At 69.8% G+C, this 24,351-nt stretch carries 24 protein-coding genes; 14 read left to right on the forward strand and 10 right to left on the reverse strand.

What is annotated here, in order from left to right:
• Positions 1-78: 78 nt before the first annotated feature.
• The 5 genes from ACFVXE_RS32505 to ACFVXE_RS32525 all read right to left on the reverse strand — a co-directional run bounded on the left by ACFVXE_RS32505 (position 79) and on the right by ACFVXE_RS32525 (position 4,349).
• Entirely contained in the window at positions 79-1,020 is a 942-nt protein-coding gene (locus ACFVXE_RS32505; protein WP_389676659.1) for a glycine betaine ABC transporter substrate-binding protein, read from the reverse strand.
• A gap of 65 nt (positions 1,021-1,085) precedes the next feature.
• The gene (locus ACFVXE_RS32510) at positions 1,086-1,961 is read right to left on the reverse strand and encodes an ABC transporter permease (protein WP_389676627.1); all 876 of its coding nucleotides are present in this window, start codon (positions 1,959-1,961) and stop codon (positions 1,086-1,088) included.
• Positions 1,958-3,220, reverse strand: coding sequence for an ABC transporter ATP-binding protein (locus tag ACFVXE_RS32515; RefSeq protein WP_389676629.1), 1,263 nt, complete (start codon positions 3,218-3,220; stop codon positions 1,958-1,960). The genes ACFVXE_RS32510 and ACFVXE_RS32515 overlap by 4 nt, the downstream gene beginning before the upstream one ends.
• Complete coding sequence (locus tag ACFVXE_RS32520; RefSeq protein ID WP_389676630.1) at positions 3,213-3,860, reverse strand: ABC transporter permease; 648 nt, start codon at positions 3,858-3,860, stop codon at positions 3,213-3,215. The genes ACFVXE_RS32515 and ACFVXE_RS32520 overlap by 8 nt, the downstream gene beginning before the upstream one ends.
• A gap of 15 nt (positions 3,861-3,875) precedes the next feature.
• Positions 3,876-4,349, reverse strand: coding sequence for an Lrp/AsnC family transcriptional regulator (locus ACFVXE_RS32525; RefSeq protein WP_389676660.1), 474 nt, complete (start codon positions 4,347-4,349; stop codon positions 3,876-3,878).
• Between the two features lie 122 nt (positions 4,350-4,471).
• Between ACFVXE_RS32525 and hppD the strand changes: the two genes are divergently transcribed.
• The gene (gene hppD / locus ACFVXE_RS32530) at positions 4,472-5,617 is read left to right on the forward strand and encodes a 4-hydroxyphenylpyruvate dioxygenase (RefSeq protein WP_389676631.1); all 1,146 of its coding nucleotides are present in this window, start codon (positions 4,472-4,474) and stop codon (positions 5,615-5,617) included.
• Between the two features lie 255 nt (positions 5,618-5,872).
• The gene (locus ACFVXE_RS32535; protein WP_389676633.1) at positions 5,873-7,072 is read left to right on the forward strand and encodes a hypothetical protein; all 1,200 of its coding nucleotides are present in this window, start codon (positions 5,873-5,875) and stop codon (positions 7,070-7,072) included.
• Positions 7,073-7,206: 134 nt separating this feature from the next.
• On the opposite strand, the gene ACFVXE_RS32540 is transcribed toward ACFVXE_RS32535, so the two are convergent.
• Positions 7,207-8,946 (reverse strand): tetratricopeptide repeat protein, encoded by a 1,740-nt coding sequence (locus ACFVXE_RS32540; RefSeq protein ID WP_389676634.1) that lies wholly within the window; start codon positions 8,944-8,946, stop codon positions 7,207-7,209.
• Positions 8,947-9,043: 97 nt separating this feature from the next.
• Between ACFVXE_RS32540 and ACFVXE_RS32545 the strand changes: the two genes are divergently transcribed.
• Complete coding sequence (locus tag ACFVXE_RS32545) at positions 9,044-10,411, forward strand: FAD-binding oxidoreductase (RefSeq protein ID WP_389676636.1); 1,368 nt, start codon at positions 9,044-9,046, stop codon at positions 10,409-10,411.
• Positions 10,412-10,431: 20 nt separating this feature from the next.
• Here the strand turns inward: ACFVXE_RS32545 and ACFVXE_RS32550 are convergent, their stop codons facing one another.
• Positions 10,432-10,905, reverse strand: coding sequence for an SsgA family sporulation/cell division regulator (locus ACFVXE_RS32550; protein ID WP_389676638.1), 474 nt, complete (start codon positions 10,903-10,905; stop codon positions 10,432-10,434).
• Between the two features lie 212 nt (positions 10,906-11,117).
• Between ACFVXE_RS32550 and ACFVXE_RS32555 the strand changes: the two genes are divergently transcribed.
• Entirely contained in the window at positions 11,118-12,617 is a 1,500-nt protein-coding gene (locus tag ACFVXE_RS32555; RefSeq protein ID WP_389676640.1) for an RDD family protein, read from the forward strand.
• A gap of 136 nt (positions 12,618-12,753) precedes the next feature.
• The gene (locus ACFVXE_RS32560; protein WP_389676642.1) at positions 12,754-13,443 is read left to right on the forward strand and encodes an RDD family protein; all 690 of its coding nucleotides are present in this window, start codon (positions 12,754-12,756) and stop codon (positions 13,441-13,443) included.
• A 55-nt stretch (positions 13,444-13,498) separates the two neighbouring features.
• Here the strand turns inward: ACFVXE_RS32560 and ACFVXE_RS32565 are convergent, their stop codons facing one another.
• Positions 13,499-13,849 (reverse strand): hypothetical protein, encoded by a 351-nt coding sequence (locus ACFVXE_RS32565; protein WP_389676643.1) that lies wholly within the window; start codon positions 13,847-13,849, stop codon positions 13,499-13,501.
• 366 nt (positions 13,850-14,215) lie between these two features.
• On the opposite strand from ACFVXE_RS32565, the gene ACFVXE_RS32570 reads away from it, so the two are divergent.
• Positions 14,216-16,606: an immune inhibitor A domain-containing protein gene (locus ACFVXE_RS32570; RefSeq protein WP_389676644.1), complete on the forward strand. Its 2,391-nt coding sequence runs from the start codon at positions 14,216-14,218 to the stop codon at positions 16,604-16,606.
• A 124-nt stretch (positions 16,607-16,730) separates the two neighbouring features.
• Complete coding sequence (locus ACFVXE_RS32575) at positions 16,731-17,063, forward strand: hypothetical protein (protein ID WP_389676646.1); 333 nt, start codon at positions 16,731-16,733, stop codon at positions 17,061-17,063.
• A gap of 112 nt (positions 17,064-17,175) precedes the next feature.
• Here ACFVXE_RS32575 and ACFVXE_RS32580 read toward each other — a convergent pair whose 3' ends face one another.
• Positions 17,176-17,760 carry an isochorismatase family protein gene (locus ACFVXE_RS32580; protein WP_389676647.1) on the reverse strand — a complete coding sequence of 195 codons (585 nt, stop codon included), beginning with the start codon at positions 17,758-17,760 and terminating at the stop codon, positions 17,176-17,178.
• 152 nt (positions 17,761-17,912) lie between these two features.
• A complete protein-coding gene (locus ACFVXE_RS32585; protein ID WP_389676648.1) occupies positions 17,913-19,241 on the reverse strand; it encodes a nicotinate phosphoribosyltransferase in 1,329 nt (442 codons plus the stop codon).
• Positions 19,242-19,327: 86 nt separating this feature from the next.
• On the opposite strand from ACFVXE_RS32585, the gene clpS reads away from it, so the two are divergent.
• The 7 genes from clpS (at position 19,328) to ACFVXE_RS32620 (ending at position 24,213) form a co-directional block, all read left to right on the forward strand.
• Entirely contained in the window at positions 19,328-19,633 is a 306-nt protein-coding gene (gene clpS, locus ACFVXE_RS32590; protein WP_018555894.1) for an ATP-dependent Clp protease adapter ClpS, read from the forward strand.
• 43 nt (positions 19,634-19,676) lie between these two features.
• Positions 19,677-20,258 (forward strand): DUF2017 domain-containing protein, encoded by a 582-nt coding sequence (locus ACFVXE_RS32595; RefSeq protein ID WP_389676651.1) that lies wholly within the window; start codon positions 19,677-19,679, stop codon positions 20,256-20,258.
• A 401-nt stretch (positions 20,259-20,659) separates the two neighbouring features.
• Complete coding sequence (locus ACFVXE_RS32600) at positions 20,660-22,099, forward strand: amino acid permease (protein ID WP_389676652.1); 1,440 nt, start codon at positions 20,660-20,662, stop codon at positions 22,097-22,099.
• A 79-nt stretch (positions 22,100-22,178) separates the two neighbouring features.
• Positions 22,179-22,610, forward strand: a complete 432-nt coding sequence (locus tag ACFVXE_RS32605; protein WP_389676653.1) for a Mov34/MPN/PAD-1 family protein — start codon at positions 22,179-22,181, stop codon at positions 22,608-22,610.
• A gap of 146 nt (positions 22,611-22,756) precedes the next feature.
• Positions 22,757-22,882, forward strand: a complete 126-nt coding sequence (locus tag ACFVXE_RS32610; protein ID WP_389676655.1) for a putative leader peptide — start codon at positions 22,757-22,759, stop codon at positions 22,880-22,882.
• Positions 22,883-22,984: 102 nt separating this feature from the next.
• Positions 22,985-23,263, forward strand: a complete 279-nt coding sequence (locus ACFVXE_RS32615) for a MoaD/ThiS family protein (RefSeq protein WP_037692508.1) — start codon at positions 22,985-22,987, stop codon at positions 23,261-23,263.
• Entirely contained in the window at positions 23,263-24,213 is a 951-nt protein-coding gene (locus tag ACFVXE_RS32620) for a PLP-dependent cysteine synthase family protein (RefSeq protein WP_389676657.1), read from the forward strand. The genes ACFVXE_RS32615 and ACFVXE_RS32620 overlap by 1 nt, the downstream gene beginning before the upstream one ends.
• Positions 24,214-24,351: the final 138 nt, after the last annotated feature.

Genomic DNA, 24,351 nt, shown 5'->3' on the forward strand with positions numbered 1-24,351 from the left:
ATGCAAAGCCTTCTTTGCAACGCTTCTTTGCAAAAACTCTTTGTAACTCGTCGCGGTGCCCGGCGGCCGCCCCTCCGGTCATCCGTTCTTGATGAAGCCCTCCGCGATCAGCCAGTCCTTGGCCACCGCGTGCGGGTCCTGCCCGTCCACGTCCACCTTGGCGTTCAGCTCCTGGGCGACTTCGGTCGTCAGTCGCTTGCTGAGCGGGTCCAGCAACCCGGCGATCTGCGGGTACTTGTCGAAGGTCGGGGTGTGGACGACGGGGGCGGCGTTGTAGTTGGGGAAGAAGTGCTTGTCGTCCACGAGGACGTCGAGATTCATCGCCTTGATCCGGCCGTCCGTGGTGTACACCTCGCCCAGCAGGCACGAGTCGGACTTCGATACCTGTGTGTAGATGATCCCGGCGTCCATCTTCTTGATGTTGGTGGCCGGGATCGACATGCCGTACGCCTTCTCCATGCCCGGCAGCCCGTCGTCGCGCGAGGCGAACTCGTTCTCCACGCAGATCGTCACCGCCGACGGGTTCTTCTTCGCCAGCGCGGCGACGTCCGAGAGCGTCCGCAGGTGGTACTTCGCGTTGTTCTTCTTGCTGATGGCCAGCGCGTAGGTGTTGTTGAGGGTCGACTGCGGCAGCCAGGTCACTCCGTTGTTCCGGTCCTCGTCCCGGACCGCCTCCCACTGCTTCAACGGGTCCGGGATCGGCTTCGCATGGCCGAGGTAGGTGATCCAGGCGGTGCCCGTGTACTCGTACATCGCGTCCGCGTCGCCCTTGATGATGGCCTCGCGCGCACTGATGGAGCCGGGCAGGTTCGTCCGGTCGAGGACCTCGGCGCCGGCGGCCTTGAAGATCAGACCGATCATCTGGCCGAGAATGATGTTCTCGCTGAAGTTCTTCGAGGTGACGGTCAGCGAGGCGCCGTGCAACGGCTGCCCCTGCCCCACCGAGCCCGGCACCACGTCGTCCACCAGCGGCGAGCCGCTCTTCAGTCCGCACCCGGAGAGCGTCGCCGCAAGGAGCAGGGCCCCGGCGAGACCGGCCGCGCCGAGCGCCCGCGCCTTCCCTCCGGTGGTCCCTCCGCGCGTCCTCACGTCTCCACCTCCAGCCCGCGCGGGGTCAGCGCCATCTCGACCAGGGAGGCCAGCCAGTCCACCAGCAGCGCCAGCACCACCGTCAGCACGGAACCCAGCACCAGCACCGGCATCCGCTGCGTCTGGATCCCCGACGTGATCAGGTCCCCCAGCCCGCCGCCGCCGACGAACGTCGCCAGGGTCGCGGTGCCGACGTTGAGCACCAGGGCCGTCCGGACGCCCGCCAGGATCAGCGGTACCGCCAGGGGCAGTTCGACCTTCGTCAGGGTGCCCATCGCCGACATGCCGATGCCGCGCGAGGCCTCGATCAGATTCGGTTCGATCGCTTTCAGGCCGGCCACCGTGTTGGAGAACACCGGCAGCACCGCGTAGATCACCATGCCGATGATCGCGGTCGACGGTCCGATACCCAGCCAGATCACCAGCAGGGCCAGCAACCCGATCGCCGGGGTCGCCTGTCCGATGTTGGCGACCGCGGTGACCACCGGGGCGCCCTTGCGCAGCCTGCGCCTGGTCAGGGCGATCCCGAGCGGGATGGCGATGATCAGCACCCAGAACGTGGAGATCGCGGTCAGCCTGACGTGCTGCCACCAGCGCAGCTGCACATTGCCGCCGGTGAGGGAGTTCCTCGCGATCGAGTCGAGAGAGACGTTGGTGATCCACAGATAGGTGAGGGCGACGACGACCGCCAGCGCGGCCGGCACCAGCACCAGCCTGCGCCAGGTGATCCGGCGGGGCGGCCCGGCGGGCGGCGGCGCGGGTTCCTCCTCCTCGTCGCGGAAGGCATGGCCCTTGACGTCGTGCTCCCCGGCCGGCCGGGGACGTGACGGTTCCTCATCGGGCGGCGGTGGCACCGACTGGCTGGGATTCATGTGCCCGCACCGCCCTCCAGCTCCTGCTCGGTCTGATGGGCACGCAGCTCCTCCAGATCGTGCTGGTGCTCGATGGCGGTGAGCCGGTCTGCCTCCAGGAGCTCATGGACGGAATCCATCAGGGTCTGCATGTCGACGACCCCGATGAACTCGCCGCGCCGCCCGGTCACCGCGACCCGCCCGCCGCTGTCGGTCAGTACGGCCTCCAGCGCGTCGTGCAGGGTGGCGTCCCGGGTCACCGTGTCGTGGACCAGCTGCCCGGCGCGCGCCAGGGAGCCCCGGGCCCGCATCAGATCGCCGCGGCGCAGCCATTTGTACGGGCGGTTCCTGCGGTCCAGCATCAGGAGCTCGTTGTGCGTGCTGCTGCGCAGCTTGTTGAAGATGGACTGGAGCGGGTCGTCGACGGTCACCGTCGGGAACTCGGCGATCTCCACTTGACGTACCCGGGTCAGGTTGAGGCGTTTGAGCGCCGCCCCGGCGCCGACGAAGCCGGAGACGAAGTCGTCGGTCGGATTGGTGAGAATCGCTTCCGGGGTGTCGAACTGCGCGATGTGCGAATGCTCGCGCAGTACGGCGATCCGGTCGCCCAGCTTGATCGCCTCGTCGAAGTCGTGGGTGACGAACACGATCGTCTTGTGCAGTTCGTGCTGCAGCCGGATCAGTTCGTCCTGCAGGTGGTCACGGGTGATCGGGTCGACGGCGCCGAACGGCTCGTCCATCAGCAGCACCGGCGGATCGGCGGCCAGCGCCCTCGCCACGCCCACCCGCTGCTGCTGACCGCCGGACAGCTGGCGCGGATAGCGCCCGTGGAACTCCCGGGGGTCCAGCCCGACCAGATCGAGCATCTCCTCGACCCGGTCCTTCACCTTCGACTTCGACCAGCCGACCATCTTCGGAACCAGGGCGATGTTCTCGGCGACGGTCATGTGCGGGAAGAGCCCGGACGACTGGATCGCGTACCCGACCTTGCGGCGCAGCTTCACCGGGTCGATGTCGGTGACGTCCTCGTCGTTGATCCGGATCCGGCCGGACGACGGCTCGATCAGCCGGTTGATCATTTTCAGCGTGGTGGACTTCCCGCAGCCGGACGGGCCGACGAAGATCACCGTCTCGCCGGCCTTGATGTCCATGGAGACGCTGTCCACGGCCGGGTTCGGATTGCCCGGGTAGTGCTTCGTCAGGTCCTGGAGCTGGATGGTGGCGCCCGATGTGGCGTTGGCGACGGGCGTTTCCGCCGCCCCGGTGGCGGTCTCAGACACGGATCCCCCTGGGGATGGTCAGCCGTCCGAGCAGGACGTACGCGGCATCGAAGAGCAGGGCGAGGATGACGATGCCGAGCGTGCCGGAGAGGACCTGATTGATCGCGTTGGCGCTGCCCAGCGAGGCGATACCGCGGAAGATCTCGTTGCCGAGTCCGGGCCCTGAGGCGTACGCGGCAATGGCGGCGATCCCCATCAGCATCTGCGTGGAGACGCGGATGCCGGTCAGGATCGGCGGCCAGGCGAGCGGCAGTTCCACCTTGCAGAGCCGGGCGATCCGGGACATTCCGATGCCCTTGGCCGCATCGACGAGCGAGGGGTCGACGCCGCGCAGACCGACGATGGAGTTGCGGACGATGGGCAGCAGCCCGTACATCGTCAGGGTGATCACGGTGGGCGGGACCCCCAGTCCCACCAGTGGGATCAGCAGACCGATCGCGGCGAGGGACGGGATGGTGAGGATGGTGGCCGTGGTGGTGATGGCCAGCGAGCCGCCCCAGCTGCTGCGGTAGGTGGCGAGCCCGATCAGGATGCCGAGCACGGTCGCGATGACCATGCACTGGAACACGGCGCTGACGTGCTGGTACGCGTCGGTGAGCAGCTGCTGGTGCCGATTGACCAGATACTCCCAGAAGCTCACGCGTCACCCCTCGGCTCAGTCGCTGTCCTCCGCGGCCTGCTCCACGAGCGGGATGATGCGCAGAGGCACCGGGTTCTCCATGACGATTGCCGTGGAGGCCCGGACAATGCCATCAAAACCGACAACCCGGTCGATCACTCGTTGAAGATCGGCGTTGGACCGGGCGACGAGCCGGCACAGCATGTCTCCCTGCCCGGTGGTGGTGTGCAGCTCCAGCACCTCGGGAACGCCGCCCAAGTGGGCCCGCACGTCCGCTCCTTGGCCCTGCTTGATCTCCAGCGTGGCGAAGGCGGTGACGGGGTAGCCGAGGGCCGCCGGGTCGACCTCGGGGCCGAATCCGCGGATGACGCCATTCGACTGAAGCCGGTCCAGCCGCGCCTGGACGGTTCCGCGGGCCACCCCGAGCCGGCGCGAGGCTTCCAGTACGCCGATCCGCGGCTCGCGCGCGAGCAGCGCGATGAGCCTGCCGTCCAGATGATCGATCGCCATGACGAGTCCCTCTGTGGTCACCCTGTACAGATAGCCCGCCCATCCCAGCACGGTGCTGTACAAGATGCTCAGTAAATATCTGAACTATTGCGCACCTTGCGAGACGGAGGGAGTCTGCCCCCATGACTGAGACGCTGCACAGCACTCCTGACACCGCCCGGCAGGCCGACCCCTTCCCGGTCAAGGGAATGGACGCGGTGGTGTTCGCCGTGGGCAATGCCAAGCAGGCCGCCCACTACTACTCGACCGCCTTCGGCATGAAGCTCGTCGCCTACTCCGGACCGGAGAACGGCAGCCGCGAGACCGCCAGTTATGTGCTGACCAACGGCTCGGCGCGCTTCGTCCTCACCTCCGTCATCAAGGCCTCCACCGACCACGGCCGCTTCCTCGCCGACCATGTCGCCGAGCACGGCGACGGTGTGGTCGACCTGGCCATCGAGGTCCCGGACGCACGTGCGGCGTACGCGTACGCCGTCGAGCACGGCGCCCGCGGCCTCACCGAGCCGCATGAGGTCAAGGACGAGCACGGCACGGTCGTGCTCGCCGCGATCGCCACGTACGGCAGGACCCGCCACACCCTCGTCGAGCGCTCCGGCTACGACGGCCCGTACCTCCCCGGTTTCGTCGCCGCCGCCCCGATCGTCGAACCGCCCGCCAGGCGCACCTTCCAGGCGATCGACCACTGCGTCGGCAACGTGGAGCTGGGCCGGATGAACGAGTGGGTCGGCTTCTACAACGAGGTCATGGGCTTCACCAACATGAAGGAGTTCGTGGGCGACGACATCGCCACCGAGTACTCCGCCCTGATGTCGAAGGTCGTCGCCGACGGCACCCTGAAGGTGAAGTTCCCGATCAACGAACCGGCGATCGCGAAGAAGAAGTCGCAGATCGACGAGTACCTGGAGTTCTACGGCGGTGCGGGCGTCCAGCACCTCGCCCTCGCCACCAACGACATCGTCGCCTCGGTCCGCGCGATGCGGGCGGCCGGCGTCCAGTTCCTGGACACCCCCGACTCGTACTACGACACCCTCGGCGAGTGGGCCGGCGAGACCCGCGTACCGGTCGAGACGCTCCGCGAACTGAAGATCCTGGTCGACCGCGACGAGGACGGTTACCTGCTGCAGATCTTCACGAAGCCGGTCCAGGACCGCCCGACGGTCTTCTTCGAGATGATCGAGCGCCACGGCTCGATGGGCTTCGGCAAGGGCAACTTCAAGGCGCTGTTCGAGGCGATCGAGCGTGAGCAGGAGAAGCGCGGCAACCTCTGAGCCCGGGCGGCCCGTACACGGGGCGCCGGGCACCCCGGCGGCGGGATCCGGCAGATCCCGCCGCACGCCTGCCGCCCCGTGTCCAGGGGCGTACGTCCGTGGCACGGCACGCGCGGGCCGATCGGGTCCTTGACCAGTGCGATCGAGTGAGGTACAGGGGAAACGGGCGCCGGGGGTGGCACGGATAGGGGGCCGCGACGCGATGTCGCGGCCCCTGCGGCATGACTCCGCAGGTTCCGATGGGAGTTCCCACGCATGAACCGTCTCACCGCGTCCGTCTGCACCGCCGTCGTGGCAGTGGGCGCATCATTCGCACTGCTCGCCCCCTCAGCCGTCGGCGCGGCACCACCCAACGCCGTACAGCGGGTCCTGGCCGGCGACCTCGGGGCGGGCAGGCCCTGGATCCGGCTGCAGGACGACCCCAGCAACTCCACCAGGGTCCCCGGGATCCAGGAGGTCTCGCCGTTCGCCGACCCCGTCCGGTTCAACGGCAGCCTGCACCTGGCGGTCGACGGCGGACAGCAGGCCCAGGCCGCGCACTACTTCACCCAGCCGGTCCCGCTGAGCACCATCGCGGCCGCCGAGCTCTCGTACGACACCTACGTGGCGACGACGGAGCACATGGCCACCGGCGTCGGACCCAACCTCCAGCTCCCGATGGTCTGCCGGGGGACCTTCACGACCCTCGGCTTCCTGCCGGAGAACACCACGGACACCCAGGGCCGCCCCGGTGTGGCGCGGGACATCTGGCAGCACTTCAGGTCCACCACGGCCACCCCCTGGTTCACCTCCCGCGCGGTGGCGTCGTTCCCGGCACAGACCACCCACCCGCTGAGTGACTTCGTCACCGCCTGCAACGCCCCGGGCGACGGGGTGATCGGGGTCATCGCGAACGTCGGCCGGTTCGGAGACACGTCCGCGACGCTCAGCACGTACGTGGACAACCTGACCGTGAACGGAACCGTCTACGACTTCGCCGTCGGCGGGCTCGCCACCGGACGCGTCTCGCTGCGCAACACCTCGTCGGGCGGCAACTGCGGCCACAACCGCACCTGCATCCCCGCGGGCGGGGAGCGCCGCTCGGCGACCGGGACCGTCACCTTCACCGACCCGGCCAACGGCCCGGAGTACGTCGCCGTGGGCACACGTCTGGTCCTCTCCCAAGGGCGCTCGCTCGCCCCGCGCGACCTCACCGTGACCGCGAACGGCCGACGCGTGACCCTCACGGCCGGACCGAACCACACCCTCATCGGGGTCGTCACCCCCTCGCCGAGCGTCGGCCTCAAGCCCAGCGGCAGATACACCACGCCGATCGCGATCTCCTTCACCCGTGGAGGGCGCGCGGACCGGGCGGGAACGAACGACTCCCTGACCGTTTCCGCCGAGCTGCTCGCCCAGGGCTACGCACCCCTCCAGAGGACCGGGGTCCTGGCCCGCACCACCCTGCGCGGATAGCGCCGGGCCGTGACCGAAGTCGCCGGAGGGGCCGCACTCCGGGCCCGTCCGGCGACCGGACCGACACCGGAGCGCCCCGGCCGGCGCGGATATCGGTCAGCCGCCGGCCACTTCGCGGCGCCGGCCCTCCCCGCTCAGCGCACCGCCGGGGGAGGAGGGCCAGCCGGAGAAGCGGTCCCCGCGGACGATGATCCGGAGCCGGGCTGCGGGGCGGGCCGGTCCGTGCCCGCGGTCCTGGCCGGAGCGGCCGTCGGGGCGCTCTGCGGCGCCGCCGTCGGGACGCGCCGGAAGGGTTCCGGTGCCGGTCCGACAGCCGGGGGCCGCGTGCCCCGGGGAGTGCCTGCCGCGGTCCGGCCCAAGGCGTTCAGCGCCTCCTGGGCCTTCGGCGCCGCCAGCGGGGCGAAGCGGGGGTTGGCGCGCAGGGCCTCCGCCAGGTGGCGGCGGGCCGCCCCGTAGTCCCCCAACCTTCTTTCGATCACACCCAGGTGATACGAGGACAGCGCAGTCCGGCCGCCCGTGCCCGCCGCCCGCCGGGCGTACTCCAGCGCGCCCTTCGAGTCGCCCGAGCGGTGCAGCGCCCAGCCCAGGGCGTCCGCCACCGCCGCGCTGCGGTGCTGGTGCTCCCATTCCCCCTGCAACAGCTCCAGCGCTGCCGACACATCGCCGTGGTCGGTCTCGAAGCGGCCGAGGAGGAGCGCGCCGTCGACCCCGTAACCGCCCTCGCGGCGCAGGGTGTCGCGGAGCTTGGCGTACTGGCCGAGTGACTCCCCGTCCCGGCCCAGCGACTGGTACAACTCGCCCAGTTCCAGCATGTATTCGGGACGCGGCAGCTTCGACAGGGCCGCCTGGTAGTCACGCAGCGCCTCATCCGTACGGCCCAGGGCGGCCAGCGCCCGCGCCCGGCCGGCGAGCGACGGACCGTGGGAGCGGTCGGTGCGCAGGGCAGCGCCGTACTGCGCCACCGCCTCCTCGGGCCTGCCCCGTTCCCAGGCCAGCTCGCCCAGCCGGTACAGGCAGTCCGCCTTCTCGGCGGGCGCGGTGGCCCGGTCCGCCGCGCTCAGCGCCGCGGCCAGCGCTTCCTCGGGACGGCCCTGGTCCCGGTACATCCGCGCGGTCTGCGAGAGCGCGGGGACACCTGACCGCAGCGCCGTGAAGCTCTCCACCGCTCGGTCCGCCTCGGCGTACGCGCCGAGCCCGTCGTACGCGTCGATCAGCGCCGGATACACCGTCCAGTCCTGCGGCTGCCGTGCACGCACGGTCTCGCCCCACTTCTTCGCGGTCACGAAGTCGTGCCGCGCGTCGGCGAGCGCAGCCAGTCCCACCAGGGCCGCCGTGTTCCCCCGGTCCCCCGGCTGCACGTCCAGCGACCGTTTGAGCGCCTGCTCGGCCCGCCCGTAGTAGGCCGCGTCCGCGGATCGCCGCCCCCGCTCCACGTAAGCCGTCCCGAGCACCGCCCACGACCGCGCGTCGGACGGATGCGTGCCCACCCAGCTCTGCCGGTCGCCGATCAGCGCCGTCAGATCGGAGAGGGAGGCGGGGGAGCCCGCGTCCATCGCCCTCAGGGCGCGCGAAACCGGTCCCGGCACGGCCGGTGCCGCCTTCTTGCCTTCGTCCGGTACGGCCACGACCGCACCCGTCACCAGTACGGCAGCCGCCACCATGCCGAACGCGGCCCTGCGCAGCGTCGTGTGCAACGAGACGGGCGGAGGTTCGGCCGGTGACTCCGGGTCCAGGGCGAAGAACCGTTCGGGGCCGGGGCCGGGGCCGGGGCCGGGGTCCGACGGCGCCGGCGGCGGGGACCCGTACGGACCGGACGAAGGGAGCGCCCGATCCTTCTCGGGGTTCTCCGGAGGCTGCTGCGGCATGACATCCATGCCGAGCACTCTGCGGCAGTACGAAGAGCACACCGCGCCTTGCGAACGCTGCCGCAGACGGGTTCACACCACTGGCCCCGGGTGTCACGCTTGGATCATGGACGATCTCCTCGAACGACTGCGGGCGGGCCTTCCGGCCGAGGCCATGATCACCGATCCGGACGTCACCTCCTCGTACGCCCACGACATGGCGAGCTTCTGCGACGCGGGAGCCCCGGCCGTCGTCGTGCTGCCACGCACCGTCGAACAGGTCCAGCACGTCATGCGCACGGCGACCGCACTGCGTGTACCGGTCGTCCCGCAGGGTGCCCGCACCGGCCTGTCGGGCGCGGCCAACGCCTCCGACGGCTGCATCGTGCTCTCCCTGGTGAAGATGGACCGGATCCTGGAGATCAATCCGGTCGACCGGATCGCCGTCGTCGAACCGGGTGTCATCAACGCCGTGCTGTCCCGGGCCGTGAACGAACACGGGCTGTACTACCCGCCGGACCCCTCCAGCTGGGAGATGTGCACCATCGGCGGCAACATCGGCACCGCATCCGGCGGCCTCTGCTGCGTGAAGTACGGCGTCACCGCCGAGTACGTACTCGGCCTGGAAGTCGTCCTCGCCGACGGCCGGCTGCTGACGACCGGCCGCCGGACCGCGAAGGGCGTCGCCGGATACGACCTCACCCGGCTCTTCGTCGGCTCAGAGGGCAGCCTCGGCATCGTGGTCGGGGCCGTACTCGCGCTGAAACCGCAGCCACCGCAGCAGCTCGTCCTCGCCGCCGAGTTCCCGTCGGCGGCGGCCGCCTGCGACGCGGTCTGCCGGATCATGGAACGCGGGCACACCCCGTCACTCCTCGAACTGATGGACCGCACGACCATCCAGGCCGTCAACAGGATGGCCCACATGGGTCTCCCGGGCTCCACCGAGGCGCTGCTGCTCGCCGCCTTCGACACCCCGGACCCGTCGGCCGATCTCGCCGCCGTCGCCGACCTCTGCACCGCGGCGGGCGCCACCGACGTGGTCCCCGCCGCGGACGCCGCCGAGTCCGAACTCCTCCTCCAGGCACGCCGTATGTCCCTGACCGCCCTGGAGACCGTCAAGTCGGCCACGATGATCGACGACGTCTGCGTGCCGCGCTCCCGGCTCGGCGCCATGATCGAGGGCACCGCGGCCATCGCGCGGAAGTACGACCTCACCATCGGGGTCTGCGCCCATGCGGGCGACGGCAACACCCACCCCGTCGTCTGCTTCGACCACATGGACGCCGACGAGTCCCGCCGGGCCCGCGAATCCTTCGACGAGATCATGGCGCTGGGGCTGGAACTCGGCGGCACCATCACCGGCGAGCACGGCGTCGGCGTCCTCAAGAAGGAGTGGCTGGCCCGCGAAATCGGCGAGGTCGGTGTCGAGATGCACCGTGGGATCAAGGCGGCGTTCGACCCGCTGGGGCTGCTCAACCCCGGCAAGGTGTTCTGACGGTCCGGGCGGGCCGCACGTCAGATCTCGCCGTCCGGCGACTCGTCCGGCCAGGCATCGCTCAGCCACACGTCGTCGGCCGGCAGCGGCGCGAGCAGAGCGGCGAGACCGTCGTCGATGCCCAGCCGCCCGGTCTCGGTCCCGGGCGGCACCAGCCGCAGCGTCCGCTCCACCCAGGCGGCCACGGCGACGGACGGCAGCTCCAGCAGCGCGTCGCCGTGCGGTGAGGACAGCGCCACACAGATGACGCTGCGCCGCTCGACCTTGGTCGGCCAGATCCGTACGTCCCCGTGCCCGCACGGCCGGAACACGCCCTCGACCAGCAGATCGCGCGCGAACGTCCACTCCACGGGGTAGTCGGAGCCGATGTGAAAGGTGACGTGCACGGCGTACGGATCCTCCGTGCGGTACGTCAGCCGGGCCGGTACGGGGATGCTCCGCTCCGGCGACAGAACGAGCTTCAGCTCCAGTTCGCGTTCCACGACCGTGTCCATGAGAAGCGTCCTTTCGGTCTCTGCGAACCGGCCCCCTGACCGCCCCGCACCTGGAGAGAGCGCCCTCCCCGCCACTTATTACGCGGCTTCCGGGAAAAACTTCACCGTGACCGGAAAGTGGTTCAAACACCGGGACCGGCCCGGGGGTACGCGGCGGTCTGATAGATGTGGTCCGTTGACTTGAGGCTTCGAAGAGATACGGGACCACGGTGATGAGCGCCCCAACCCCGGCACCCGGTGACGACAGGCCCCGCGAGGGGTATTACCCCGACCCTTCCATTCCCGGCTACGTCCGGTACTGGAACGGCACTTCGTGGGTGCCCGGTACCAGCCGTCCTGCGCCCCCTCAGGGGGAATCGCCGTCCGCGACGGCCTCCGAGGGCGCGACGGCCGAACCGCGGCCGTCCGCACCGGAACCCGCGCAGGTATCCGGCCCCGTCCATGCGCCCGTGGACGAGACCGGGCCGGTCTACCTCGACGAGGAGCCGAACGGCGGCAACCGCCCCGAGCCCTCGTCCGCCTGGCAGGCCGACGCCTCCCGGCAGACCGGCTTCGGCGGGGAACGCGACCACCGGGTGTCCTGGGGCGGCACCGGGCAGCCCGGTGCTGCCCCCGCCCAGGGAGAACGGGCCGACACCGCGGGGCGGGCTCCCGTGGACCGCAGTGCTTCCGCCGGCCAGGTGGCCGCGGACCCGCGAACCCCCGCGGCGCAGGACCCCACGGGCGGTGCGCTGCCCGGCATGCGGGGCGGCGACAGCCAGGCCCCCGAGAGCACGGTCACCATCCGGGCCGTCGGCCGGGCCGGCCGGCCGCCCCGGCCCCGTGACACGGAACAGGACTCCGCCGACGGGACGATGACGATCCGCGCGGTCGGTCCCGGCCCCACCCCGCAGTCCGCCGCGCCCGCCCAGGCACCCCGCCCCGCCCAGGCCCCCGCGCCTTCCCCCGCGCCCGCCCCGGCCCCTGTCACGCCCGCTCCGGCCAATCCGCTGACCCCGGGGCCGGGCGGCGGTGCGGCCTCCTGGGCGCAGCAGGCCCACCCGCTCGCCGCCCCCAGCCAGGCCGCCCACCCGCAGCCCCAGCAGCAACTCCCGCCCCACCAGCAGCAGCGACCGCAGCGGCAGCCGCAACAGCCCGTCGGCGCACAGCCGGGCCCGCCGGACGGCCCCGTCGTGCCCTGGAAGCCCCCGGTCAACGACCACTTCCAGCAGCTCGCGCAGGCGCAGGCGGCCGCCCGGCCCGCCGGGCTCGCCAAGCGCTTCGCCGCCCGGCTCGTCGACACGATCGTGCTCGGCGCGCTCGTCGGCGCGATCGCGTTCCCTCTCGTCTCCCGGGCGATGGACCACATCGGAGACAAGATCGACGCGGCGAAGTTGTCCGGGGAGACGGTCACCGTCTGGCTGGTGGACTCCACCACGGCCGGGCTGTTCGGCGGAGCGCTCGGGGTGTTCCTGGTGCTCGGAGTGGTGCTGGAGGCGCTGCCGACGGCGAAGTGGGGCCGTACGCTCGGCAAGAAGCTCTGCGGGCTCGAGGTGAAGGACATCGAGTCCCACGGTCCGCCCTCCTTCGGCGCCGCGCTGCGCCGCTGGCTGGTCCACGGCGTGCTCGGTCTCCTGGTCATCGGTGTGGTCAACGTGATGTGGTGCCTGTTCGACCGCCCGTGGCGGCAGTGCTGGCACGACAAGGCGGCGCGCACCTTCGTGGCCGGCTGACGCCGGGGCGCGGACCCGGTGGGAGCGCCCCGGACGGCCGACGGCTCATCGGGTGAGGGACCCGTCGGCCCGTGCCCGTTCCCCCGAACGCACCTGAGCCGTTGCGGGCGCTCCTGGGCCGGGGTGCACTGCCCCCATGAGCAACGATCAGCCGACGTCCGGTCAGCCGCCTGAGGACGACCCGTTCCTCAAGAAGCCGCAGGGACCGCAGGAGCCGCAGGAGCCCCAGGGACAGCAGCGGCCGCCGTCGGGCTCGCCCTACGACAGCGCTCCGCCGCCGCCCCCGCCGCCGTACGACCCCGGTCCCTACGGCGGCGGCCAGTACGGCGGCACGGACCCGTTGGCAGGCATGCCGCCGCTCGCCGAGCCCGGCAAGCGGATCGTGGCCCGGCTGATCGACTTCCTGATCATCTCGATCCCGCTGTATCTGATCTCGCTGCCGTTCGGCGGCGCGGTGGAGATGTCGGACAGCAAGGACGGCGACAGCGTCGGCAACGTCTTCAACCAGACCTACAGCGGGCATCAGCTGCTCTGGTCGCTGATCGGTCTCGTGGCCTACGTCGCCTACGACACCTACTTCACCCACAAGGACGGACGCACCCTCGGCAAGCGCCTGCTGAAGATGCGGGTGGCGATGCTCAACGACGGCAGTGTGCCGGACGTCGGCGCCTCGTTCCTGCGCGCCGTGGTGCTCTGGCTGCCTGCGCTGCTGTGCTGCCCGTGCCTGTGGTGGCTGATCAACATCGTGCTGATGTTCACGGACAAGCCGTACCGGCAGGGGCTGCAGGACAAGGCGGCCAAGACCGTGGTGGTCTCGACCGCCTGACGGAGGCTGTTCCCTGACGCACGGCCGGCGCGCGGCGGCGCGCACGGCCCCCGGGTCAGCGGCGCAGTGAGTGCTCGCCCACGCGCTCGCCGGCGTGTTCGGCCGGGATTCCGGCTCGCTGGACGTCGTCGAGCAGGACGCTCTCCGCGGAGGGGGCGGCGGGGACGGTGCTGTGGTTCGTACGGACCGCGGCTGCCGTCCGCGTCGCCTTCTTCGTCTTCCCTGTTTTCATCCGGCGCGGCAGGGGTACGGTGACGGCCACCAGCAGACCGAGCGCCAGTGCCGCCGTGCCTATGACGGCGATGCCGATGCCCGAACTCGTGCGGGAGAGCAGCAGCATGGCGAGCGTCGAGAAGACGACGGTGACCGATCCGTAGGAGAGCTGTGCAGCAGTGGGACGCGGCATGGCGATTTCCGTCCTCGGGGCATCGGGTGGGCAGTCTCTCAACGCGGTCGCACTGTCAAGCGACTCTAGTCGGTGGATGCCCGGGAGGAACCGGTAGTAAGCATGACCTAACCCGCGGTGCCGGTGCATGGGGGGCGCACTGAGTCATCCGGCGCGCCTGACGCGAGAGTGGACGCGCCGGTTGACTGTTCGATGGATGTTCGGATAGCGGGAAAGTCCTCCTGCATAGTGCACTTGGCCTGCTCAAGTCAAGATCTGTCTTTTCTCTCGTAACTCCGGTCGAATGTCGTCACTTGTGACGCGTATCCGCGCGCGGCCGCTCCACACCCAGGCCGCAGCCGCGGACGCCGGGGAGGACTGCATCAAGTGACCACTAAGAGACGGGCGCTTCGCGCCGCAGGGGTTGTCGTGGCCATGGCCGCGACCGCCGCTACGGCGTCTGCCTTCACCACTGCCCAGGCCGATGTCAAGGCAGGCGCATCCACCATCGATCGCCGTGACCCGGGATCGGCAAAGGGCGACTCGCACAATCTGGAGGGCCCCTTCAGCGAGCAGCAGGACGCGCAGCGTCAGGCGGCTCTGGAACAGGTCATATCCGGCGACAAGAAGGTGTCGACCCGCGACGGCTCCCAGGTCGTCAAGCTCGACGACAAGAAGTACGTCGAGCTCGGCCGTGAGAAGACCGACAAGATCTTCACGATCCTGGTGGAGTTCGGCGACAAGGTCGACAACACGACCATGATCGACCCGGACGGCGACGGCCCTCAGCCGCCCGTCAAGAAGTACGGCGGCACGCCGGGCCCGCTGCACAACACGATAGCCAAGCCGGACCCGAAGAAGGACAACAGCACCGCCTGGCAGGCCGATTACAACCAGGCCCACTTCCAGGACCTCTACTTCGGTGAGGGTGCGGGCAAGAACTCGCTGAAGACGTACTACGAGAAGACGTCCTCCGGGCGATACTCGGTCGACGGCGAGGTCTCCGACTGGGTCAAGGTCCCGTACAACGAGGCCCGTTACGGCTCCAACTACTGCGGCTCGTCCAACTGCGCCAACTCCTGGGACATGATCAAGGACGGCGTGAACGCCTGGGCCGCGGACCAGAAGGCCAAGGGCCGGACGCCGGAGCAGATCAAGGCGGACCTGTCGGCGTACGACCAGTGGGACCGCTACGACTACGACAACGACGGCAACTTCAACGAGCCCGACGGCTACATCGATCACTTCCAGATCGTGCACGCGGGTGAGGACGAGTCCGCCGGCGGCGGCGTCGAGGGCGCGAACGCCATCTGGGCGCACCGCTGGTACGCGTACGGCACCGACGCCGGTGCGACCGGTCCGGGCGAGAACAAGGCCGGCGGCACGCAGATCGGTGACTCCGGCATCTGGGTCGGTGACTACACCGCGCAGCCCGAGAACGGCGGCCTGGGCGTCTTCGCCCACGAGTACGGTCACGACCTCGGTCTGCCGGACCTCTACGACACCACCAACACCGCCGAGAACTCGGTCGGTTTCTGGTCCCTGATGTCGGCCGGTTCCTGGCTCGGCACCGGTAAGAACGCCATCGGTGACCTGCCCGGCGACATGACCGCCTGGGACAAGCTGCAGCTGGGCTGGCTGAACTACGCCTCGGCCAAGGCCGCGACGAACTCGGTCCACAAGCTGGGTGTCTCGGAGTACAACACCAAGGACAAGCAGGCGCTCGTCGTCACGCTGCCCGACAAGGCCGTCACCACCGCCGTCACGACGCCCGCCGAGGGCGCCAAGCAGTGGTGGAGCGACATGGGTGACAACCTCAACAACACCCTGACCCGCTCCGTCGACCTCACGGGCAAGTCCAAGGCGTCCCTGGACCTTTCGGGCTGGTGGGACATCGAGAAGGACTACGACTACCTCTACACCGAGGTGTCGGACAACGGCGGCGCCAGCTGGACCGCGATCGACGGCACCGCCGACGGCAAGGCCATCACGCGCGACGCCAGTGACAAGCCGGCGCTGACCGACGTCTCCGGCAAGTACGAGAAGCTCTCGTACTCGCTGGACGCCTACGCGGGCAAGAAGATCGACATCCGTTTCCGTTACGCCACCGACGGCGGCGCGGGCGGTGTGGGCTTCGCGGCCGACACCATCGCGGTCAACGCCGACGGCGCCACGCTCTTCTCGGACAACGCCGAGGGCGACGACAACGGCTGGACCGCCAAGGGCTTCTCGCGGGTCGGCGGGTCGTTCACCAAGGACTACCCGCAGTACTACCTCGCGGAGAACCGCCAGTACGTCTCGTACGACCAGACCCTCAAGGTCGGCCCGTACAACTTCGGTTTCTCCTCGACCCGTCCTGACTGGGTCGAGCACTACCCGTACCAGAACGGTCTGCTGATCTGGCTCTGGGACACCTCCCAGAAGGACAACAACGTCTCGGCCCACCCGGGCCAGGGCCTGATCCTGCCGATCGACGCGCACGCGAAGCCGCTGAAGTGGGCGAACGGCACGGTCATCCGCAACAAGATCCAGCCTTTCGACGCGCCGTTCAGCTGGTACCCGACCGACGGGTTCACGCTGCACAACGCGGACGTGGCGACCAAGATCAAGCCGCAGCTGGGCGTCCCGGTCTTCGACGACCACAAGGGCACCTACTGGTACGCGGAGAACAAGACCGGAAGCGTGAAGGTCGCTGACACCAACACGCGGATCACGATCGTCAGCGAGCCGCTCAGCGGCTCGACGATGACCGTCAAGGTCGGTTCCTCGCACAAGTAATTTCGTATCACCGCAGGTCAGACCATGATCGGCCGTCGCCCTCTAGCGGGCGGCGGCCGATCGTGTTTAGGTGCCTCTTGTTCGGATTCTTATTGACACGATGTCTCACGGGGGAGCGCGGAAGATGGCAGGCGGAGGATTCAGCAAGCTGCCCAACGGCAGTGTCGTGGTCGCGATCACTCTGACCGGCCCGGCGGACGGGGCCGGCCCGGGCCGCCCGGTCCGCGTCCTGGTGCACGCGGCCAACCGGGCGCGCGCACTGACCCGCCTGCGCAACGTGGGCCTGCGGGCCGTCTATCTCCGCGGCAACGCGGAACCACCGACGCCCGACGAGATCACGGCGGTGCTGCACCACCCGGACGGCCTGCTGTGGCGGGCGAGACCGGAGAAGGCCCAGGAGCTCTGGCACCCGATCCGCGCGCTCCTGCACCCGCCCGCGCCGGCTCACCAGGGCTGAAGGCGCCCCGCGCGGGCCCGCCGGGCCCCACCGCGGAGGCGACCCGCGGGCCGGCGCCCCCCGCCCGGCCGCGCTCCGGCCGCCGGGCGCTCACAGCGCTGTACGCAGGCCGCTACACCACCGGCTTGCCGGAAAGCTCCACGCCCGCGCCGCGCAGCTCCTCCAGGGCCCGCCCGGTGCTCGCGGCGGCGACGCCCGCGGTCAGTTCCAGCAGCACATGCGTCGTGAACCCTTCCCGCACCGCGTCCAGCGCCGTCGCCCGCACGCAGTGGTCCGTGGCGATGCCGACCACGTCGACCTCGGTCACCTCGCGGTCCCGCAGCCACTGCGCCAGCCCGACCCCGTTCTCGTCGAGGCCCTCGAAGCCGCTGTACGCCGCCGCGTACGCACCCTTGTCGAACACCGTGTCGATGGCACCGGAAGCGACCGCGGGAGCGAAGTTGGGGTGGAAGCCCACCCCCTCCGTACCCGCGACGCAGTGCGGCGGCCACGAGTGCTCGAAGTCCGGCTGCGCGGAGAAGTGGGTGCCCGGGTCGACATGGTGGTCGCGGGTGGCGACCACATGGCGGTAACCGGCCTGGGCCTCACCGATCAGGTCGGTGATGGCGGCGGCGACATCCGCGCCCCCCGCCACCGCGAGGCTGCCGCCCTCGCAGAAGTCGTTCTGAACGTCCACGACGATCAACGCGCGGTGCATGGCGGGTGTCCTTCGGTGGGGGAGCGGGGCGGAGGAGGAGACGGGGGCGGTGACATTCACCGGCCGGAATCGAGCCTAGGGACAAAGACCGCCTTGCGGGAGGGGGCGTATGGCTGCTATTGGCGCTCGTCACCTTCCCCGCCGGGGCGCCTTCACACGTACTCCGTGGGAATCACCGGCTCTCCCCTGGACAGCTGCATCGCCGACAGCGGCAACCCCTGCCGCGCGGCGAAGTGCCGCTCCCGCGCCGCGTCGAGCGGCTCGCGCGCGACCACCTCACCGCCCCTGACCAGCTCGATCAGCAGCTGCCGGCCGGCCAGCCCGGCCGGTACCTGACCGGTGCCGATCACCTCGGCCTCGGCCACCCCGCTCTCGTCCAGCCGCCGTGCGGCCCACTTGCGACCGCCCATCGACGACTTCGCGCCCAGTGACTTCTTCGCAACCGGCCGCAGCGGTTCCGACGGATCGGCGGTGGTCGCCCGGGCGACCAGCTTGTAGACCATCGAGCAGGTCGGCTGCCCGCTGCCGGTCACCAGCTGCGTGCCCACGCCGTACGCGTCGACCGGAGCCGCGGCCAGCGACGCGATGGCGTACTCGTCCAGGTCCGAGGTCACCACGATCTTCGTCTCCGTGGCGCCCAGCTCGTCCAGCTGCTGCCGCACCCGGTACGCGACCAGCAGCAGGTCCCCGGAGTCGATGCGCACCGCCCCGAGCTCGGTCCCGGCGATCTCGACCGCCGCACGGACCGCCTCTGCGACGTCGTACGTGTCGACCAGCAGCGTCGTGTTCCGGCCCAGCGAGTCCACCTGTGCCCGGAACGCGTCGCGCTCGCTGTCGTGCAGCAGCGTGAACGCGTGCGCGCTCGTCCCGACGGTCGGGATGTTGTAGCGGAACCCCGCCGCCAGATCGGACGTCGTGTCGAACCCGCCGATGTAGGCGGCGCGCGCCGCTGCCACCGCGGAGAGCTCATGGGTGCGCCGTGCACCCATCTCGATCAGCCCACGCCCGCCCGCCGCCGCCGACATCCGGGACGCCGCCGCGGCGATCGCCGAGTCGTGGTTGAGGATCGACAGGATCACGGTCTCCAGCAGGACGCACTCGGCGAAGGAGCCCTCGACCCGCAGGATCGGGGAGCCGGGGAAGTACACCTCGCCCTCCGGGTAGCCCCAGATGTCACCGCTGAAGCGGTAGTCCGCCAGCCAGGCGAGGGTCGGCCCGTCGACGATGTTCCGCTCGCGCAGGAAGGTGAGCATCTCGTCCTCGAAGTGGAAGTTCTCCACCGCGTCCAGCACGCGTCCGATGCCCGCGACGACGCCGTACCGCCGCCCCTCGGGCAGCCGGCGCGTGAACGCCTCGAAGACCGAGCGCCGGTCGGCGGTGCCGGCCTTCAGCGCGGCCTGCACCATCGTGAGCTCGTACTGGTCGGTGAAGAGAGCTGTTGACGGCACACCGACCCGTCGCCCAAGGTCCGCAGAGTTCATGGCACGGATGCTACCCCTATCTCGTCAAAGTGACGAGATCTAAGCAGTTTGTGCGATGCCCCCTCGCGGGTGGCAGCATGGGGTAGGTGAGTGTCGCCCCTGTAGAGATCGAGCGTCCCGAATCGGCCGAGGAGAACCTCGTCGTCCCCGAACCCGACGTGCCCTGGGTGACGCTGGTCCACAACGACCCGGTCAACCTCATGAGCTACGTGACCTATGTCTTCCAGGCCTACTTCGGCTACTCCAAGGACAAGGCGCACAAGCTGATGCTCGACGTCCACCAGAAGGGCCGCGCCGTCGTCTCCAGCGGCAGCCGCGAGGAGATGGAGCGCGACGTCCAGGCCATGCACGGTTACGGGCTCTGGGCCACCCTCACCCAGGACCGCAACTAGACCGACCCCTCTGCCCCGCCCGACCCACCATCGGAGAGAACCCATGGCCGGCCACTTCGAGGCCACCCCCGGCGGCGGCGCGGCCGTCGCGCTCGACGAGGTGGAGATCGCGATCCTGCGCTCCCTCGCCGTCCAGCTGCTGGAACTGATCGGCCCCGGCGACGAACCCGCCGAGGACGCGGACCCGCTTGCCGCCCTGTTCGCCGAAGGGCCCAGCGAACCGCCGGCCGACCCCGCCCTGGCCCGTCTCTTCCCGGAGGCGTACGGCGACAAGGACAGCGAACTGCGCGCCGCGTCCGCCGAGTTCCGCCGCTTCACCGAGAACGACCTGCGCACCCGCAAGCGCGACGACGCCCTCGCCGTCGTGCGCACCCTGGACGCGCTCCCGTCCGGGGAGGACGGCATCGTCCTCAGGCTCGACGCCGAGGAGTGCCACAACTGGCTCGGCTCCCTCAACGACCTCCGGTTGACCATCGGCACCCGCCTGGAGGTCTCCGACACGGACGAGGGCGGCGAGGGATCGCTCTACCGGCTGCCCGACAGCGACCCGCGCAAACCCATGGTCATGGCCTATCTCTGGCTGGGCGCGCTCCAGGAGACGCTCGTCGAGACCCTCATGCCGTAACCGTCCCTCCCGATGCCGTAGCCGTGCCTCCCGGTCGTCGTGAATCGCTTTCCCCGGTCGTCGTGGACCGCCTCTTCCGATCGGTGTGCGCCCCCCGCGGGCCGAGTCGTGTGTTCGCTCAACGGACGCTCAAATTCAAATAACGATCCCATCACCTGAATGGCCTTTTTTGCAGCGACTGGAAACCCTTGTCCGCTTTTTCCTGTGGTGTGCGCCACACAATGTCCGGTGGGTCACCTGCTGAGCCGTGATAAATCTTCACGACCACTCGGGGACGCCACCCCTGTTCCCGGGGGCGCTTCAACCGGCGGACCGCCGGTCGCACTCCATCCATATCCGGGGGGATCAGGACCTGATCCGCAGCCTCAAGGCGCGGATCGGCGTGGAGAAAGGCGCAACACATGACATCGGCGCAGGTCGACAAGGGACAAGGCGGCCGCGAGGCCGCTGAAGCCGCGGATGCCACCACCCCGGGCGAGGGTTATCAGCGCGCTCTCGGTGCCCGCCAGATCCAGATGATCGCGATCGGCGGGGCCATCGGAACCGGCCTCTTCCTCGGCGCGGGCAAAGCCATCGCCAAGGCGGGACCAAGCCTCATCCTGGCCTACGCCATCGCGGGCCTGGTGATCTTCTTCATCATGCGGGCGCTGGGTGAACTCCTCATGTACCGCCCGGTCTCCGGCTCCTTCTCGGAGTACGCCCGCGAATTCATCGGCCCCTTCGCAGGCTTTGTCACCGGATGGACCTACTGGCTGTTCTGGGTCGTCACCGGAATCACCGAAGTCACCGCGGCGGCCCAGTACATGACGTTCTGGTTCGACATTCCTCAATGGGTGTCCGCGCTGATCTTCACGATCATCCTCTACGGCGCGAACCTGATCTCCGTGAAGCTCTTCGGAGAACTCGAATTCTGGTTCTCGATGGTCAAGGTCACCGCCATCGTCGGCATGATCCTCATCTGCGCCGGAATTCTCACCCTCGGCTTCTCCGACGCGGGCGACACCGCATCCGTCACCCACCTGTGGGCCGACGGCGGATTCTTCCCCAAGGGCATCGGCGGCACGCTGATGACCCTGCAGATCGTGATGTTCGCCTTCCTCGCCGTCGAGCTCGTCGGCGTCACCGCGGGCGAGTCCAAGGACCCGAAGAGCGTCCTGCCCAGGGCCATCAACACCGTGCCGTGGCGCATCGCCGTCTTCTACGTCGGCGCCCTCATCATGATCCTGTCCGTCGTGCCCTGGACCGAGTTCCAGCCCGGCATCTCCCCGTTCGTCGCCGCCTTCCAGAAGATGGGACTCGGCCTCGGCGCCGGCATCGTCAACTTCGTCGTCCTGACCGCGGCGCTCTCCTCCTGCAACTCCGGCATGTACTCCACCGGCCGCATGCTGCGCGACCTCGCGCTCAACGGACAGGGCCCGAAGTTCTTCACTCGGCTGACCAGGAGCGGCACCCCGCTCGTCGGCACCACCTTCTCCGCCGCCCTCATGCTCGTCGGCGTCTGGATCAACTACCAGTGGCCCGGTGACGCCTTCACCTACGTCGTCTCCTTCGCCACCATCTCCGGCATGTGGGCCTGGATCATGATCCTGGTCTGCCAGATCCGCTACCGCTTCCAGGCCGACCGCGGAACACTCCCGCAGTCCACCTTCCGGGCCCCCGGCGCCCCGTACACCAGCATCTTCGCCCTCGCCTTCATCGGCATGGTCATCGTGATGATGGGCATCGACAAGGACGCCAGGATCTCGCTGTACTGCGCCCCGCTCTGGGCCCTCGTCCTCGGTGTCTCGTACCTGGTCCTCAAGGCCCGCAACCCCGAGAACAAGGCCTTCGCCAAGCGCTGACCGCCCCCGCCCCGTCAGGTCCACGGGCCCCCGCGCACCACTTCCCGGTGCGCGGGGGCCCGCTGCTTATCCTGGCGCCATGCTGACCATCACCCAGGCGCTGTACGACCAGATCGTCGCGCACTCCCGCGCGGACCACCCCGACGAGGCGTGCGGCGTGGTCGCGGGCCCGGCCGGGACCGGCCGCGCCGAACGCTTCATCCCCATGCTCAACGCGGCCCGTTCGCCCACGTTCTACGAGTTCGACTCCGGGGACCTGCTGGGGCTCTACCGCGAGATGGACGACCGCGACGAGGAACCGGTGATCGTCTACCACTCGCACACGGCGACCGAGGCGTACCCCTCCCGCACCGACATCACGTACGCCAACGAACCCGGCGCCCACTACGTGCTCGTCTCCACCGCCGACACCGACGACGCGGGCCCCTTCCAGTTCCGCTCCTACCGCATCGTGGACGGCGTGATCACCGAGGAGGACGTCGAGGTCGTCGAGGCGTACGAAGCCGCCTGACCGTCCGCCCGAGCGCCCGCGGACCGGGGCGGCGGACCACCCCGGTCCGCCGCCCCGGGGACCGGCCGTCCACCAGGCGAACACCAGTCATCCACCCAGTGAGATCACATTCCGGATTCCGGACCGGGAATCGATACGATGACCGCATGGTTCCCCATGACGTGAGCGACAAGGCGCCGGGCATGCTGCTCGTAGCGCGGCTGCACGTCGACCTGTGCAGGCTTTCCAGCGCGATCTGTACGAACCGCGGGCCCGTCGGCCGCCAGGCCTGAACCCGGCCGCGGCCCGAAGCGCCGTCCGGACGCACCACCCCTGCGCGGGGGCAGAGCCGCGCGCCCCACGCCACCACTCCGCTTTCGACAGGAGCCCACGCCATGGCCATCGAGGTCCGCATCCCGACCATCCTCCGCACCTACACCGACGGCGCCAAGGCCGTCGAGGGCAACGGAGAGACCCTCGCCGACCTCTTCACGGACCTGGACAGCCGCCACAACGGCATCCGCGAGCGCATCGTCGACGGCGACCAGCTCCGCCGCTTCGTGAACGTCTACCTCAACGACGAGGACGTCCGTTTCCTCGACGGCATCAGCACCAAGCTCAGCGACGGCGACAGCGTCACCATCCTCCCGGCCGTCGCCGGCGGCATGAACTGATGCGGTACGACAGCCCGCTCGCCGCAGTGGGCAACACCCCGCTCGTCCGCCTGCCACGGCTGTCACCCTCGGACGAAGTCCGCATCTGGGCCAAGCTGGAGGACCGCAACCCCACCGGCTCGATCAAGGACCGCCCCGCGCTCCACATGGTCGAACAGGCCGAGAAGGACGGCCGGTTGACCCCTGGCTGCACCATCCTCGAACCCACCAGCGGCAACACCGGCATCTCGCTCGCCATGGCAGCCAAGCTCAAGGGCTACCGCATCGTCTGCGTCATGCCGGAGAACACCTCCCAGGAACGGCGCGACCTGCTCGCCATGTGGGGCGCCGAGATCATCTCCTCCCCGGCCGCAGGCGGCTCGAACACCGCCGTCCGCGTCGCCAAGGAGCTCGCCGCCGAGCACCCCGACTGGGTCATGCTCTACCAGTACGGAAACCCGGACAACGCGGGCGCCCACTACGCCACCACCGGCCCGGAGATCCTCGCCGACCTGCCCTCCGTCACCCACTTCGTGGCGGGCCTCGGCACCACCGGCACGCTGATGGGCGTCGGCCGCTACCTGCGCGAACACAAGCCCGACATCAAGATCGTCGCCGCCGAGCCGCGCTACGACGACCTCGTCTACGGGCTCCGCAACCTCGACGAGGGCTTCGTCCCCGAGCTCTACGACGCCTCGGTCCTCACCACCCGCTTCTCCGTCGGCTCCGCCGACGCCGTCACCCGCACCCGCGAACTCCTCCAGCAGGAGGGCATCTTCGCGGGAGTCTCCACCGGCGCCGCACTCCACGCGGCGATCGGCGTCGGCACCAAGGCGGTCAAGGCGGGGGAACCCGCCGACATCGTCTTCGTCGTCGCGGACGGCGGCTGGAAGTACCTGTCGACCGGCGTCTACACGGCACCGACGACGGAAGCCGCCATCGAGACGCTGCACGGCCAGCTCTGGGCATAACCGCCCCGGTCCCACCGCACGTCCCCGGTCGCCCGGGGGGGGGGGGCGGCCACCCCCCCCCCCCCCCCCCCCCCCCCCCCCCCCCGCCCCCCCCCCCCCCCCCCCCCCCCCCCCCCCCCCCCCCCCCCCCCCCCCCCC

This window comes from Streptomyces sp. NPDC058231, assembly GCF_042882275.1.
GTDB lineage: Bacteria > Actinomycetota > Actinomycetes > Streptomycetales > Streptomycetaceae > Streptomyces.